General features: G+C 70.4%; 12 protein-coding genes, 1 tRNA gene and 2 pseudogenes. 3 read left to right on the top strand and 12 right to left on the bottom strand.

The genetic code is table 11. From position 1 onward, the window contains the following. Positions 1-4: 4 nt before the first annotated feature. Both orn and ACIQCZ_RS07875 read left to right on the top strand, forming a co-directional pair. Positions 5-607 (top strand): oligoribonuclease, encoded by a 603-nt coding sequence (orn, locus tag ACIQCZ_RS07880; RefSeq protein WP_402280579.1) that lies wholly within the window; start codon positions 5-7, stop codon positions 605-607. A 125-nt stretch (positions 608-732) separates the two neighbouring features. Continuing rightward, positions 733-805, top strand: a tRNA-His gene (locus ACIQCZ_RS07875). Between the two features lie 80 nt (positions 806-885). On the opposite strand, the gene ACIQCZ_RS07870 is transcribed toward ACIQCZ_RS07875, so the two are convergent. The 11 genes and pseudogenes from ACIQCZ_RS07870 to ACIQCZ_RS07820 form a co-directional block, all read right to left on the bottom strand. Beyond that, positions 886-1917, bottom strand: a complete 1032-nt coding sequence (locus ACIQCZ_RS07870) for a LacI family DNA-binding transcriptional regulator (RefSeq protein ID WP_351073249.1) — start codon at positions 1915-1917, stop codon at positions 886-888. Between the two features lie 235 nt (positions 1918-2152). Further along, a complete protein-coding gene (locus ACIQCZ_RS07865) occupies positions 2153-3616 on the bottom strand; it encodes a GH1 family beta-glucosidase (protein WP_376219104.1) in 1464 nt (487 codons plus the stop codon). Between the two features lie 121 nt (positions 3617-3737). Next, positions 3738-4655, bottom strand: a complete 918-nt coding sequence (locus ACIQCZ_RS07860) for a carbohydrate ABC transporter permease (protein ID WP_402280577.1) — start codon at positions 4653-4655, stop codon at positions 3738-3740. Between the two features lie 15 nt (positions 4656-4670). After that, positions 4671-5672 (bottom strand): carbohydrate ABC transporter permease, encoded by a 1002-nt coding sequence (locus ACIQCZ_RS07855; protein WP_402280575.1) that lies wholly within the window; start codon positions 5670-5672, stop codon positions 4671-4673. A 129-nt stretch (positions 5673-5801) separates the two neighbouring features. Then, complete coding sequence (locus ACIQCZ_RS07850) at positions 5802-7130, bottom strand: ABC transporter substrate-binding protein (protein ID WP_402280574.1); 1329 nt, start codon at positions 7128-7130, stop codon at positions 5802-5804. Between the two features lie 665 nt (positions 7131-7795). Continuing rightward, a pseudogene (locus tag ACIQCZ_RS07845) lies at positions 7796-7900 on the bottom strand (ABC transporter permease); the annotation flags it as partial. A gap of 164 nt (positions 7901-8064) precedes the next feature. Beyond that, positions 8065-8403 (bottom strand): annotated as a pseudogene (locus ACIQCZ_RS07840) (ABC transporter permease); the annotation flags it as partial. Positions 8404-8410: 7 nt separating this feature from the next. After that, a complete protein-coding gene (locus tag ACIQCZ_RS07835; RefSeq protein WP_402280572.1) occupies positions 8411-8842 on the bottom strand; it encodes an SHOCT-like domain-containing protein in 432 nt (143 codons plus the stop codon). A 20-nt stretch (positions 8843-8862) separates the two neighbouring features. Then, a complete protein-coding gene (locus ACIQCZ_RS07830; protein ID WP_402280571.1) occupies positions 8863-9123 on the bottom strand; it encodes a hypothetical protein in 261 nt (86 codons plus the stop codon). Continuing rightward, positions 9120-9482, bottom strand: a complete 363-nt coding sequence (locus ACIQCZ_RS07825; protein ID WP_402280569.1) for a DUF2089 domain-containing protein — start codon at positions 9480-9482, stop codon at positions 9120-9122. Before ACIQCZ_RS07825 ends, ACIQCZ_RS07830 begins: the two co-directional genes overlap by 4 nt. Before the next feature lie 501 nt (positions 9483-9983). Further along, positions 9984-10676, bottom strand: a complete 693-nt coding sequence (locus ACIQCZ_RS07820) for a FadR/GntR family transcriptional regulator (protein WP_402280568.1) — start codon at positions 10674-10676, stop codon at positions 9984-9986. 175 nt (positions 10677-10851) lie between these two features. Between ACIQCZ_RS07820 and leuA the strand changes: the two genes are divergently transcribed. Beyond that, a complete protein-coding gene (gene leuA / locus ACIQCZ_RS07815) occupies positions 10852-12642 on the top strand; it encodes a 2-isopropylmalate synthase (protein ID WP_402280567.1) in 1791 nt (596 codons plus the stop codon). Between the two features lie 457 nt (positions 12643-13099). Here leuA and ACIQCZ_RS07810 read toward each other — a convergent pair whose 3' ends face one another. After that, positions 13100-14026: a spermidine synthase gene (locus ACIQCZ_RS07810; RefSeq protein WP_402281253.1), complete on the bottom strand. Its 927-nt coding sequence runs from the start codon at positions 14024-14026 to the stop codon at positions 13100-13102. Between the last annotated feature and the right edge of the window lie 85 nt (positions 14027-14111).

Here is a 14111-nt window from a genome sequence, read left to right as displayed (position 1 = left end):
GGCCATGAACGACCGCATGGTGTGGATCGACTGCGAGATGACCGGGCTCTCGTTGACGGAAGACGCACTCATCGAGGTGGCCGCACTGGTCACCGACTCGGAGCTGAACGTGCTCGGCGAAGGGGTGGACATCGTGATCCGCCCGCCGGACACGGCCCTGGAGACGATGCCCGAGGTGGTGCGCCAGATGCACACCGCCTCGGGCCTCCTCAACGAGCTGGCCCGGGGCACCACCCTGGCCGACGCCGAGGCCCAGGTGCTGGCCTATGTCCGCGAGCACGTGAAGGAACCCGGCAAGGCCCCGCTCTGCGGAAACTCGGTCTCCACCGACCGAGGTTTCCTGGCGCGGGACATGGCGGCCCTGGAGGGCTACCTCCACTACCGGATCGTCGATGTGTCCTCGGTCAAGGAGCTGGCGCGCCGCTGGTACCCGAGGGCGTACTTCAACAGTCCGGAGAAGAACGGCAACCACCGGGCGCTCGCGGACATCCGTGACTCCATCACGGAGCTGCGCTACTACCGCGAGGCGATCTTCGTGCCGCAGCCCGGTCCGGACTCGGAGCGCGCCAAGGCGATCGCGGCGCACGTCGCGCCGCCCACGCCGTAGGTCCTTGTGAAGCCGCTGGTCATAGGCCTTTCGGGGGCTGGGACCGGCGGCTGAACAATGGGGGCGCGAGCACCCTCTCGGACCCTGTACACTTTTTCTCGGCCGGTCAGAAAAGACCGGGCATGGTGGGTATAGCTCAGATGGTAGAGCACCTGGTTGTGGTCCAGGATGTCGCGGGTTCGAGTCCCGTTACTCACCCTGATGGGAAGGGCCCCGGTCGATGACCGGGGCCCTTCTCGTGTCTGAGCCCCCCTCACCGGGCGGCCGTGTGACGGCAGTCACGAGGAGTCGCGGACGATCAGTTCCGTGGGGAGCACGATCTGCGGACGCTCCTGGTTCTCGCCCGCGATCTCCTGGAGCAGCACCCGGGCCATCGTGCGGCCCATCTCCTCGATCGGCTGGCGCACGCTGGTGAGCGCCGGGTCCATGTGACGGGCCACGGCCGAGTCATCGAAGCCGATGAGGGCCACGTCGTCCGGGATGCGCCGGCCGGCCTCGCGGAGCACCTGGCGGGCTCCCGCGGCCATGACGTCGGAGGCGGCGAAGACCGCGTCGACGTCGGGGCGGCGGGCGAGCAGCTCGCGCATGGCCCGAGCGCCGCTCTCCTCGCTGAAGTCGGCGCGGGCGATCAGTTGCTCGTCGGGGCCGAGACCGGCCTCGGAGACCGCCTTGCGGTAGCCGTCGAGGCGGCGCCGGGCACCGTAGACGTCGAGACGCCCGGTGATCGTGGCGATGGAGCGGCGGCCCCGGGCGATCAGGTGGTCGACGGCGGCGCGGGCACCCTCGAAGTTGTCGGAGTCGACCGAGGCGAGCGATTCGGAGGCGGACCTGCGGCCGCTCATCACGGCCGGCATGCCGAGCTGTTCCAGCAGGTCCGGCAGCGGGTCGTCGGCGTGGACGGAGACCAGCAGCACTCCGTCGACACGGTGCGCGGTCAGGTACTGGGCCAGCCGTCGGCGCTCGCGGTCGTTGCCGACGAGGGTGAGCAGCAGTTGCATGTCGGTGTCGGCGAGCGCCGCGCCGACACCGCGGACGATGTCGGAGAAGTACGGCTCGGCGAAGAAGCGGGTCTCCGGCTCGGGCACGACGAGGGCGATGGCGTCGGTACGGTTTCCCGCGAGCGCACGGGCCGCGCGATTGGGCACGTAGCCCAGTTCGGCGACGGCCGCCTCCACCGCCTCACGGGTGTGCGCGCTGACCCGCGGGGAGCCGTTGATGACCCGTGAGGCCGTCCCTCGCCCCACCCCCGCCCGTGCCGCGACCTCTTCGAGCGTGGGCCGCCCGCCGCTCCGTACTCGCGCTGCCGCCATGGCTGCCTCCCGTTCGCGGTCAATTTCTCACAGTCGGATAACCGAACCAAGTCCTGGTGTCGGCTCCCTTGACACTCGTCCGGGCCCGGCGGCCTTATCCGCAGCATCAATTATGGGAGCGCTCCCATTCTACGGGGACGGCATATCGGGTTCCGCGACCGCCGGTGTCGGCGGGAAATGACGGAGACCCGGCGCGGACGGCCGGGTCTCGGGAGGGGGCGTGTGCCGGTCGGGCTCAGCCGAGGTCGGTGACGGGGGGCAGTGCGTGGCGACGGATGACGTCGGCGTACCAGTGGGCGCTCGCCTTGGGGATGCGGCGCTGGGTGGCGTAGTCGACGTAGACGGCGCCGAAGCGCTTGGAGTACCCGTACGCCCACTCGAAGTTGTCCATCAGGGACCACAGGAAGTAGCCGCGGACGTCCGCCCCGTCGGCCACGGCCCGCTGTACGGCGTCGAGATGGCCGCGCAGGTAGTCGATCCGCTCGGGGTCCTCCACCCGGCCCTCGGGCGAGACGTAGTCGTCGAAGGCCGCGCCGTTCTCGGTGACCATCAGCGGCAGGCCGGGGTTCTCGCGGGAGACGTCGACGAGCAGGTTGTACAGCCCGTCGGGGTCGATCGCCCAGTTCATCGCGGTGCGCTTCTTGCCCTCGGAGAGGTGGAAGGCGACGTGCTCGGAGCCGGGCCACGGCGAGTGGTCGCTGTTGCCGTGGCCGTCGTCGCGCGAGTCGCCGGAACCGTCGGCGGGCGTGGAGACCAGCGTCGGCGTGTAGTAGTTGACGCCGAGGACGTCGACCGGCCGGGAGATGGCGGCCAGGTCGCCGTCCCGGACCAGCGTCGACCAGTCCACCAGGTGCGAGGTGTCGGCGATCAGGTCCTCGGGGTACGCGCCGCGCAGCATCGGGCCGGTGAAGACCCGGTTGCCCACCGCGTCGATCCGGCGGGCCGCGTCCATGTCGGCCTCACTGCCGGTCAGCGGGCGGACCTGGTGGAGGTTGAGGGTGACCGAGGTCTGCGCGGCAGCGGGGAGTCGGTCGCGCAGAACCTCGATCGCCCGGCCGTGGGCGAGGTTGAGATGGTGGGCCGCGCGCAGGGCGGCGGCCGGCTCGGTGCGGCCGGGGGCGTGCACGCCGGAGCCGTAACCGAGGAAGGCCGAGCACCACGGCTCGTTGAAGGTGGTCCAGGTCGTGACGCGGTCGCCGAGGGCGCCGGCCATGATGGCGGCGTAGTCGGCGAAGCGCTCGGCGGTCACCCGCTGGGGCCAGCCGCCGGCGTCCTCCAGCTCCTGGGGCAGGTCCCAGTGGTAGAGAGTGGCGACGGGCGCGATGCCCGCTTCCAGGAGCTCGTCGACGAGCCTGCGGTAGAAGTCCAGTCCGCGTTCGACGGCGGGGCCGCGGCCGGTGGGCTGCACCCGGGACCAGGAGACGGAGAAGCGGTAGGCCTTCAGGCCGAGCTGCTTCATCAGCGCCACGTCGTCGCGGTAGCGGTGGTAGTGGTCGGCGGCGATGTCTCCGGTGTCACCGTTGCGGACCTTGCCCGGAGTGCGGCTGAAGGTGTCCCAGATGGAGGGGGTGCGGCCGTCCTCGGCCGCGGCGCCCTCGACCTGGTAGGCGGCGGTGGCCGCTCCCCAGACGAAACCGGTCGGGAAGTCCGCTGCCTCGGGTGCCTGCTTCGGGGCGATGTCGGGTCGTACAGCAGTCATGCGGGAGCGCTCCCAGGGATGGACGGACAGGGGCAGGTAAGGGGTGGGGCTCCGGGCCGTACGGCCTGCGGTCGGGAGACAGTCCGTACGGAGCGTCCGGGGTGGGGCGGGTGACGCTCGGTCAGCCCTTGACGGCGCCGGACATGATCCCTCCGACGATCTGCTTGCCGAAGATCACAAAGACCACGAGCAGCGGCAGGGTGCTGATCAGCGCACCGGCCATCACGATGCTCTGGTCGGGGGTGTAGGAGGCGCTCAGCTGACCGAGGGCCACCTGGAGCGTGGGGTTCTGCTGATTGAGGGCGAGGTAGGGCCAGAAGAAGTCGTTCCAGGCCTGTACGAAGGTGAGCATCCCCAGCACCATCATCGCGGGGCGGGCCACCGGGAGGACCACGCTGCGCACGATGCGGAAGTTGTTGGCGCCGTCGATCTTGGCGGCCTCGATGAGTTCGTAGGGCAGCGCCTCGCTCAGGTACTGCCGCATGAAGAACACGCCGAACGCGCTGACCAGGGTCGGGAAGATCACCGACTCCAGCTTTCCGCCCCAGCCGATGTCGGACATCATCATGAACAGCGGGACGACGCTGAGCTGCGGCGGGATCGTGAGCGTGGCGACGACCCCGGTCATCAGCGCGCCGCGGCCCTTGAAGCGCATCTTGGCGAAGGCGTAGCCGGCCAGCGTGCAGAAGAAGAGCGTCGCCGCCGTGATGCAGCTGGAGACGATGACGCTGTTGACGATCGCCTTGCCGAGGTGTGCCTGGTTCCAGGCGCTGTCGAGGTTGTGCAGCAGCCGCCTGCCGGGCAGGAACGGCGGTGTGGTGGCGAGCACTTCGTCCTGCGTGTGGGACGCGGCCACCAGGGTCCAGTAGAGCGGCAGGAGCGAGCCGATGCCGACGACGGCCAGGGCGATGTAGGCGAACGGGCCGCCCTGCAACTGCTTGCCCGCGCCCGGCCGGAAGCGGGTGGGGCGCCGCGTCGCCCGGTGGACCGGCTGCGGGATGCCGAGTTCCGGTGCTGTGGTGGGGCTGGTCATGGTCATGGAAATCGCTCCCGGTCAGACCGCGGATTTGCGTACGAGGCGGCCGATGAGCCAGTTGACCGCGGCGATGATCAGCAGGAGGGCGAGCATCGCCCAGGCCACTGCGGCGGCCGGGCCGAGGTGCCCGAGGTTCCAGCCGTAGTTGTAGAGGTAGACGCTGAGCGTCTCGTACTGATTCTCGTTGCCGCCGGTCGCTCCGAGCGTGCCGCCCTCCAGGAGCAGGGGCTCACCGAACAACTGCATGGAGCCGATGGTCGAGATGACGATCGTGAAGAGGATCGTGGGCCGCAGCGAGGGGATGGTCACCTTGCGGAACTGCTGCCAGCGCGACGCGCCGTCCAGCGACGCGGCCTCGTACAGATCGCTCGGTACGGCCTGCATGGCGGCCAGGTAGATCAGCGTGTTGTAACCCGTCCAGCGCCAGATCACGATGACGGAGATGGCGATCTTCGAGGTCCAGTGGCCGTTGGCCCAGTTGGTGTCGCCGAGGCCGACGAAGTGCAGCGCCCAGTTGAGCAGTCCGCCGTCGGCCCGGAAGACCAGGGCGAAGACGAGGGCCGCGGAGGCCACGGAGGTGGCGTACGGGGTGAGGATGACCGTCCGCCAGAAGGTGCTGGCACGCAGCCGGTAGTTCAGAAGATGGGCCAGGCCGAGCGCGACCAGCAGTTGCGGGACCGTCGACATGACCCCGATCAGGAAGGTGTTGCCGACCGCCGTCCAGAACTCGGCGTCGTGCAGGATCTTGTCGAAGTTGTCCCAGCCGACCCACTCCATCCGGTCGAGGCCGGTCATCTCCACCCGGTGCAGGGCGATCCATCCGGTGTAGAGCAGCGGATAGAGCCCGAAGGCGCCGAAGACGAGGAAGAACGGAGCGATGTAGGCGTACGGCGACGCCTTGTCGTCGAACCGCCACAGCCGGCTCCGCCAGGCCCGTCGGCGGGACGGCACCGACGCGTGCGGGGAGCCGCCGGAGGGTGGCGGTGCGTATGAATCCCGGGTGGGAGTCGAGGTGGCCACGGGCGGGAGTCCTTCCCTGAGTAACGGGGTCGCCCGGGTGAGGGGCGGGCGTGGGCCGGGGGCGGGGCAGATGACGGGGGGCGCGTGCCGGAGCGGGCGGCTCCTGGAGGCCGCCCGCACCGGCGACGGTCAGCCGATCGCCTTGTCGATCGCGCTGGTCGCCGCCTTCCACGCGTCGTCCGGGCTGGTGCCGCGCTGCTCCATGTTGTTGATCTGGGTGGAGATGGTGTCCTTGATGACGCCGTCCTTCGGGCCGAGCACCGTCTCGGGGATCGACTTGGCCTCGTCGGCGTAGATCTGTCCGATCGGCGCGTCGTTGAAGTACTCCAGCTTCGCGTTCTTCACGTCGGGCAGGTCGTACGCGCCCTTGTTGGACGGGAAACTGCCGATCGCCTTGAAGACGGCGGCCTGCTGCTCGGGGGCGGTCAGCCACTTGACGAGCTTGGTGGCCTCGTCGACGTTCTTGCCGGACTTGGGCACGGCGAGGAACGAACCGCCCCAGTTGGCGGCGGTCGCACCGGGCGCGGTGGTGATGTTCCACTTGCCCTTGTTGGCGTCACCGGCGTTGACCGAGATCTGACCGGCCATCCACGCGGGGCAGGCCACGGTGGCGACGGTGCCCTTGCGCAGGGCGGCCTTCCACGGGTCGTTGAACTGGGCGAGGCCCTGCGTCAGCTTCTTGGACGCCGCCTCGGCGGCCAGGTTCCAGCCCTGCTCGACGCTGGGGCTTTCCTTGTAGACCGGCTTGCCGCTCTCGTCGTAGTACTGCTTCGCGTTCGAGCTCACCACTGCGTTGAACATGGCGCTCGCGGAGTCCATGAAGTAGGTGCCCGCGGGGGCCTTCTTCTTGTACTCCTCACCGAGCTTGAGGTAGTCCTCCCAGCCGCCGGAGACCTTCTTCGCGACCTCCTCGCGGTCGGTCGGCAGGCCGGCCTTCTTGAAGAGGTCGGTGTTGTAGCAGAGCGACATCGGACCGATGTCGGTACCCGCGCCGATCACCGCGCCGTCGGGCGTGGTGGCCTGCTTCTCCTTCCAGGAGACCCAGTCGTCGACGTTGATCACCTTGCTGAGGTCGGCGAAGGCGTTCGCCTTGGTGTCGACGATCTCCTTGATCCGGCCGACCTCGATGCCCTGGACGTCGGCGAGACCACTGCCCGAGTTCAACTGCTGGAGCAGCTTGGGGTAGTAGACCTTCTCGTCGGAGGTGACGTCTTCCTTGACCGTGATGTTCGGGTGCAGCTCGTGGTACTTGGCGAAGAGCCCGGCCTCCTTGTAGCCGAACTGCCCGAAGTCGGCGACGGTCAGCGTGATCTTCCCGTTCGCATCGGGGCCCGTGCTGCCCGATGAGTCCGAGTCGCTGCTGCAGCCGGTCAGCAACAGGGCCGAGGCTGTCAGCCCCGTGGTGGCCAGAACCGCGGCTCTGCGGCTCCGGCCGGCGACGGTGCGGGTGATGCGCATTCCACTACTCCTTGTTCCAGGGTGGGACTGGCGTTCTGACTGCGTGGCATACGCACCGGTGAGCGCGGGTGCCGGGTGGTTCAGGGGGGAGGACACGGGCAGTGCCGTTCGGACGGGAATCCCCGCACGATGTGGGAGCGCTCCCATGCGTCGATGTCGGAAGGTTCCTGCCTTGAGGGGGTGGGTGTCAAGAGTTGAAGGCGCTTCCGTTGCCCGAGTGTGTCCTGCAAGTCACGAGACCGTGTCCCGCCCAAGTCTTGCCATAACTCGCCGACTTCGGCCGCGGGGCCGCGCGTTTCCGAGAACACGCAGGCCAAGGGCTTTCCGAGGGAGGGCCGCCGCACCGGGGACGCCGAACAGCCGCCGACGCGCCGCGTTTCCGGCCGCCACCGGGAGTGGCCCTCGTCATCCCCGATTCACGGCCGACCGCCCGCCGGAAGGTGAACGGGGCATCACGCGACGGGGGTGGTCGGGGGCGCATCCGCGTTCTTTCTCCGAACCCGACGCCGGTACTCGGCGCTCCGGGCCCGGGGCGACCGGGCCCGGAGGCGCACCGGCCCGGCCCGGCAGACCGAGGACGCCGACAGGGCGACGTACGCCGACGCGGCCGTCGGAGTACGCCGCCCTGGAGCGGGACGGTCTGCGGGAGGCGGCCCGCGCAGTCGTTCCGGGTCACGGTCGAACTGCGCTGTCGACCAGCGGTGGCCGAGCGCGATCAGGCCGACGCACCGGACGATCGCGAGCCATCCGTTGTCACCGATCTCGGTGCCTGAGGGGTGTCCCGTGCCCATGGCGGGCGCGCGACGACAGCTACCGCACCTCGCCACGTTGCCGGAACATCCGCATACATCCAACTATGCGGACATCCCTCCGCCTTGCGATGCACCGCATCCGACGCCGCGCGCTGATTCACCAGGGATCACGGGACACCCCTCAGCAGCAGGCCGCGCAGGGGCTCGACGGCCGGGGTGAAGGGCCGGCACTCGGCGATCGGCCGGAACCAGCCCGGCATCGTGCCGGCCGGGGTGAAGGCGCTGGAGATGAGCGGCAGGAGGATCAGCGGCGTGGCCGCGTCGCCGACGGCCTCGGGGTTCGGGCCGGCCATGCCCGTCTTGACCGCGATCCAGGTGAGCGCCGGGGCCAAGAGCACGAGCAGCCCGAACGCCGCCGGCCACTCCAGGGCCTTGGCCTCCGCGGAGCGGAAACCGATGGCCACGGCGACGGCATCGACGAAGACCACGCCGGCGACCGACTGCAGCACGCCGCCGACGACGCACGTGTCACTCGCAGAACACCTGCACCTTTCCGTCGGGGTCGTCGACGTCGACGACGACGTCGCCGAGCTGCTCGACGAGCTCCTCGAGGTGCTGCGGCTTGAGCTCGGTGAGGTCGATCGGCACCCCTGACTTGTTGAGCTCCGCGTTGACCTTGGTGAGTGCCTGCGGAGGGACAAGGCTCGCGAGCCGGACCCCGGCGCGCAGCAGCTGGAGCGGGATCTGGATGTTGACCCGGCTCGGCCCGTCGCCACCGGATTCGTCCTCCGAGTTCACCACCACGCGCAGGTACTTGGGTCGGGGTTTCGGGCGGGGCGCGGCTCCCGCCGGGGACTCGGGCTGTTGGCGTTCGAGGGCGCCGATCAGCCGCTCGGCCTCGTCCGCGGTGATCTTGCCTTCGGCCAGCATCTGCAGGATCTGGCGGCGTTGCTCATTCATCGTTGCTCTTCCCCTCTGACTCATCTGACGCTTACCAGCACGGCCGTTCGGCCCTGCTCGATCTCGAACCGGGTGCCGGGCAGCGCCCACAGCAGTTGTCCGGTGACGCGCAGCGCGCCCGCCGGGCTCACCCGGGTGGCGCGGCATGCGACCAGTCCGGCCGTCACGGCGAGCAGCAGCAGCGGCGACAGCACCAGCAGGACCGGCAGGACGGGGACGTGCAGCCGCCACCGGCGGCCATCGGGACGGCGATGGCTCACCGTCACCAGGAACGGCATCATCGGGGCCTCTCCAGCTCGGCCAGCGCCTCCTGGGCGCTGATCTCCCCCCGTTGCAGGCGGTCGACGACATCGGCGCTGGTGGGCACCGGATCGGTGTCGACGAAATCGAGGGCTTCACCGATCCGCTTCAGCCGGGACTTGATCGTCGGGTAGCTCACCCCGAAGATCCGCTCCATCTCCTTGATCGAACCGTGCGACCGTACGAACGCGGCAACGAACACCTGGTCGTCGACGCCGAGTTGAGCCAGCTGCGGCGGCTCGAACTGCCCCTCGACCACGACACCGCTACCGGCGAGGCGGACACGCTCGACCACGAACGGCCGCCCCTGCGTCAGGTCCGTCAGTTCCTGCCAGTCCACGCTGGCCCCCTTCTCTCGGCGTCACGCTCGCCATTCATTTGTACCTTGAGTTTTTTAAGATTCCAAGCCGTGAATCTTGATTTTTCCAATTCGCTCTTCAATCCCTCCAGGGTGCAGGGCCGACGCCGGGCGGCCCGGCCGTACCGCCGTCGTCGGGCTCGACCACGGCCGGGGCCGCGCAGCGGGCGGATCGCGCAGTGGGCGGGTCGCGCAGCGGTCGGGGCACGCAGCAAGCGCGGGCCGTCGCCGGCCGGAGTGGAGGCGCGGAAGCCATAGCGGCCCAGCACGTCGAGGTTCGCGTGACTGAGCGGGGAGAGCCGGGCGGCGTCGTCCCCGTGACCTTGCGTAGAAACCCGGCGCGGCATCCCGGCCGTGCGCCGGGCGGACGGGAGCGATCCCGGCGTCGACCACGGTTCCGTGGCCCCCGGGGGCCGGTTGCCGGTTTCGTCCCCGACACCCCGCGGCCGGGCGCGCCGCCGCGACGCGTCGGAGCCGTCGGCCCTACGCCGCCCGCAGCCGGGCCAGCGTGGCCTCCAGCTCGGTCTGCGCGGCCCGGCCCGCCGAATCCGCGTCACCGGCCACGACGGCCCGCACCAGTGCGTCATGGCTCGCATCGCCGTGGTGCGGATCCTCGCGGCGCAGGCCGAACAGCTCGACGAGGTCGATGAGCCCTTGCCTCAGCGCGGGGGCGAACTCGCCGAAGAGGTCGGTGAGTACGGGATTGTGGGCCGCGACCACCACGGCCCGGTGCAGGGCGATGTCCGCGTCGACGAACTCGGCATCCCCTCCCGCCCCCGCCGCCCGCCGCGCGGTGAGTGCCGCGTCGAGGGCGACCAGGTCCTCGTCCGTGCGGCGTCGCGCGGCCAGCCGGGCGGCCTGGACCTCGATCAGCATGCGCACCTCGTAGACGTCGGTGACCGAGGCCCGGCGCAGTCGGGTCGGCCAGTCCTCCGTCACGTGGTCGGCGATGACGAAGACACCCGCGCCCTGACGGGGCTGGAGCAGGCCGAGCGTGGCCAGGGTGCGCACCGCCTCACGGACGGTGGAGCGGCCCACTCCGAGGGTCTTGGCCAGGGTGGTCTCGCCGGGAATCTTCGTGCCGACCGGCCAGTGCCCCTCGGTGATCTGCTCGCGCAGATGGTGCGTGGCCTGTTCGACCAGGGGGCTGGGGCGGAGCGGACCGAGCGAGGACACGGGTTTCACCTGTCAGGTTGTCTGAGGACTTGCTTCCTGGCTACTCTACCGGGCATGACGCACAGCGGTCTCCTTCTTCTCGGCTGCCGCGGCGGGGCCTGAAGCGACCGGCACCCCGCCGCGGGGTGCCGTGCTGTGCCGGTCGCATCCGGCGATGCGAGAAGAGACCGCCTTCATGTCCGACCGTCTGTCACCGATGCACAGCTTCCCCACCATCTGCACCCCGCGCGGGCCCGTGCCCGCCGACGCACCCCGCTGGAACCCGCAGCGCGCCGGCTCCATGCCGTCCCACCGCTACCGTTCGGCCTTCGACCGCGTCGAGGTCCCGCTGACCGGGCGCACCTGGCCCGAGGCCCGGATCGAGAAGGCCCCGCTCTGGGTGCCCGTCGACCTGCGGGACGGCAATCAGGCACTGGCCGAACCCATGGACACCCCGCGCAAGCGCCGGATGTTCGATCTGCTTGTCGCCATGGGGTACAAGGAGATCGAGGTCGGCTATCCGTCCGCGAGCCGCACGGACTTCGACTTCGTCCGGCATCTGGCCGGGAGCGGCGCCGTGCCGGACGACGTCACCGTGGTCGTGTTCACCCCGGCCAAGCAGGATCTGATCGAGCGGACCTTCGAATCCATCGAGGGAATGGACCGCGCGGTGGTCCATCTGTACATCCCGACCGCTCCGGTCTGGCGCGATGTCGTGCTCGGCCGCAGCCGGACCGAGCTGCACGGCGTGGTGCGCGAGGCGGCGACGCGGATGGAGCGCCTGGCGCGGGCGCGGCCCGCGGCGGACATCCGGTTCGAGTTCTCCCCCGAGGTCTTCGTCCTCACCGAGCCGGACTTCGTCCTGGAGCTCTGCAACGGCCTCACCGAGCTGTGGGACGCCTGTCCGGACCGGCCGGTCATCCACAACCTGCCCGCCACGGTGGAGATCGCCACGCCGAATGTGTACGCGGACCAGATCGAGTACATGCACCGTCACCTGGAACGGCGCGACGCCGTGATCCTCTCCGTCCACCCGCACAACGACCGCGGCACCGGCACCGCGTGCGCCGAACTGGCCGTCCTGGCGGGCGCACAGCGGGTGGAGGGCTGCCTGTTCGGCAACGGGGAGCGCACCGGCAATGTCGACCTGGTCAACCTGGCCCTCAACCTGCATGCCCAGGGCGTCGACCCGATGATCGACTTCTCCGACATCGACGAGATCCGCCGCACGGTCGAGCACTGCAACCGGCTGCCGGTGCCGCCCCGCCACCCCTACGGCGGCGATCTCGTCCACACCGCGTTCTCCGGCACCCACCAGGACGCCATCAGCAAGGGCTTCGCCCACCACGCGAGCAGCGGCTCGGACCTGTGGTCGGTGCCGTACCTGCCGATCGACCCGGCGGACGTGGGACGTACGTACGAGGCGGTCATTAGGGTCAACAGCCAGTCGGGAAAGGGCGGCATCGCCCATCTGCTGCGGAGCAACTACGGGGTGGACCTGCCGGCCGGGCTGCGCGCGGATTTCTCCCGCACGGTGCAGACCGCGACCGACGACAGCGGCCTGGAGGCCACGCCGAAGGATCTGTGGGAACTCTTCGAGGCGGCGTACCTGGCCCCCGGGCGGGACGGGAACGTGGCCCTGACCTCCTGGTCCACCGACCGGAACCCGGCCGGTGAGCACCGGTTCGTCTGCACGCTGCGGGTGGGCGACCGGGAGGGCGACTACGAGGGCACCGGCAACGGCCCGGTGTCGGCGTTCACCCATGCGCTGGCCGCGGCGGGCATCGAGGTGGACATCCTCGACTTCACCGAGCACGCGACGCCGACGGGGCGGGGCAGCCCGGCGATGGCGTACACGCAGTGCCGGGTCGGCACCGGCGGGGAGCGGATCTGGGGGGCGGGCCAGGACACGTCCGTCCTCACCGCGTCGATCCAGGCCGTGCTGTCGGCGGTGAACCGGGCGGATCAGGGCGTGTTTCGAAAGTAGCGTCGTCCGCCCGTAGGGCGGGCCAGGCGGCGTCTGGTGCGTGCTCGCAAGGCGGAGGGTCGCCCCGATACCGGTCGTATCGGGGCGAGCCCGACAACGCGGCGAGCGTGCGTGCCGGACGCCGCCTGGCAGGCGGGACTTTCGAAACACGCCCCAGCGGGACCGTCGGGCTTCGCCCGGGCACCGAGGAAGAGGGGGCGCGCGCCCCGGCCGGATGTATGGGACCGGCCGGGGCGCGTGGAGGGGGTGTTGGTCCGTGGGCGTCGGTCGTGCCGACGAGCCGATGATGGTCGCGTTGTCCGAAGACTCCGTCGACGAGTGAGCTGTCCGCGCCTCGATCGCCGTTCCGGGAAACCGGGGCGTGGTCGCCCGGCCGACGTACAGGAGCCCCGAACCCCATTGACCCGGAACGGTGTTGTCGGCCCTTGGCATCCCGGCCGAGACTTTCGGCGCTCTGCTACTCGAAGACCGACGGCGGTGGCGCCGGTGAAGGCCTGGCGTCCGCGTCGCTCACCGCCGCCGCGCCGCCGGTGAAGTCGGCGAGCGCCCGCCCGTGTTCGACGCGTCCGGGGTGCGGATCGGTCGCGACCCGGCGGGTCAGCTCCGCGACCTTCAGAGGCAGGTCCGAGGCGAGCAGCACGGCGTTGCCGAAGCGGCGGCCGCGCCAGACGGTCGGGTCGGCGGCGAGCGCCAGTTCGGGGAAGACCGTGGCCGCGGTGGCGATCTGGCCGCGGAGATGGGTCAGCGGCGGCCCGTCCGCCAGGTTGGCCACGTAGCTCCCGCCGGGCTTCAGGACCCGGCGCACCTCGGCGAGGAACTCGGTGCTGGTGAGGTGTGCGGGGGTACGGGCCCCGCTGAACACGTCCGCGATGACGAGGTCCGCCCAGTCGTCCTGGATCTTCCCGAGCCCGGCGCGGGCATCGGTGGACCGGACCCGGATCCTGGCCTGCGGGTCCAGCGGCAGCTCCCGGCGGACCAGTTGGACGAGCGCGGCGTCCACCTCGACGATCTGCTGGGTGGAGCGGGGCCGGGTAGCGGCGACGTAGCGGGCGAGCGTGAAGGCGCCGCCGCCCAGGTGCACGACGTGCAGGGGCTGCCCCGGGGGTGCGACGAGGTCGGCGATGTGGCCGATCCTGCGCTGGTACTCGAAGGACAGATACGTGGGGTCGTCGAGGTCCACATGGGACTGGGGGGCGCCGTCGAGCGTCAGTGTCCAGGCGTGCGGGCGCTCCCGGTCGGGCACCAGTTCGGCGAGACCGCCGTCCACGGGTTCGGCGAGGGGTTCCGCCCTGCGCCCGCCCACGCGTTCGGACCTGGCGTCGGCCTTGCGGTCGGTCCGCTTACGGGCGCCCGCGCCGCTGCCCGGCGTTCCTCGACGTGCCACTGCTGCTCGCGCCTGCTCACTGCTCATCGCTCCGGGCCGGTACGGAACCGGCCGTGCCGGAGGGATCCGGCCACCGGCCCATTAT

It is taken from the genome of Streptomyces sp. NPDC093149 (genome assembly GCF_044754145.1).
GTDB lineage: Bacteria > Actinomycetota > Actinomycetes > Streptomycetales > Streptomycetaceae > Streptomyces.
This window is presented reverse-complemented; position numbering and strand designations above follow the sequence as displayed.

Coding starts and splice junctions, on each gene's coding strand:
- orn (WP_402280579.1), top strand. CDS start 5: ATGAACGACCGCATGGTGTGGATCGACTGCGAGATGACCGGGCTCTCG.
- ACIQCZ_RS07865 (WP_376219104.1), bottom strand. CDS start 3,616: ATGACTGCTGTACGACCCGACATCGCCCCGAAGCAGGCACCCGAGGCA.
- ACIQCZ_RS07830 (WP_402280571.1), bottom strand. CDS start 9,123: ATGATGCCGTTCCTGGTGACGGTGAGCCATCGCCGTCCCGATGGCCGC.
- ACIQCZ_RS07860 (WP_402280577.1), bottom strand. CDS start 4,655: ATGACCATGACCAGCCCCACCACAGCACCGGAACTCGGCATCCCGCAG.
- leuA (WP_402280567.1), top strand. CDS start 10,852: ATGTCCGACCGTCTGTCACCGATGCACAGCTTCCCCACCATCTGCACC.
- ACIQCZ_RS07835 (WP_402280572.1), bottom strand. CDS start 8,842: ATGAATGAGCAACGCCGCCAGATCCTGCAGATGCTGGCCGAAGGCAAG.
- ACIQCZ_RS07850 (WP_402280574.1), bottom strand. CDS start 7,130: ATGCGCATCACCCGCACCGTCGCCGGCCGGAGCCGCAGAGCCGCGGTT.
- ACIQCZ_RS07870 (WP_351073249.1), bottom strand. CDS start 1,917: ATGGCGGCAGCGCGAGTACGGAGCGGCGGGCGGCCCACGCTCGAAGAG.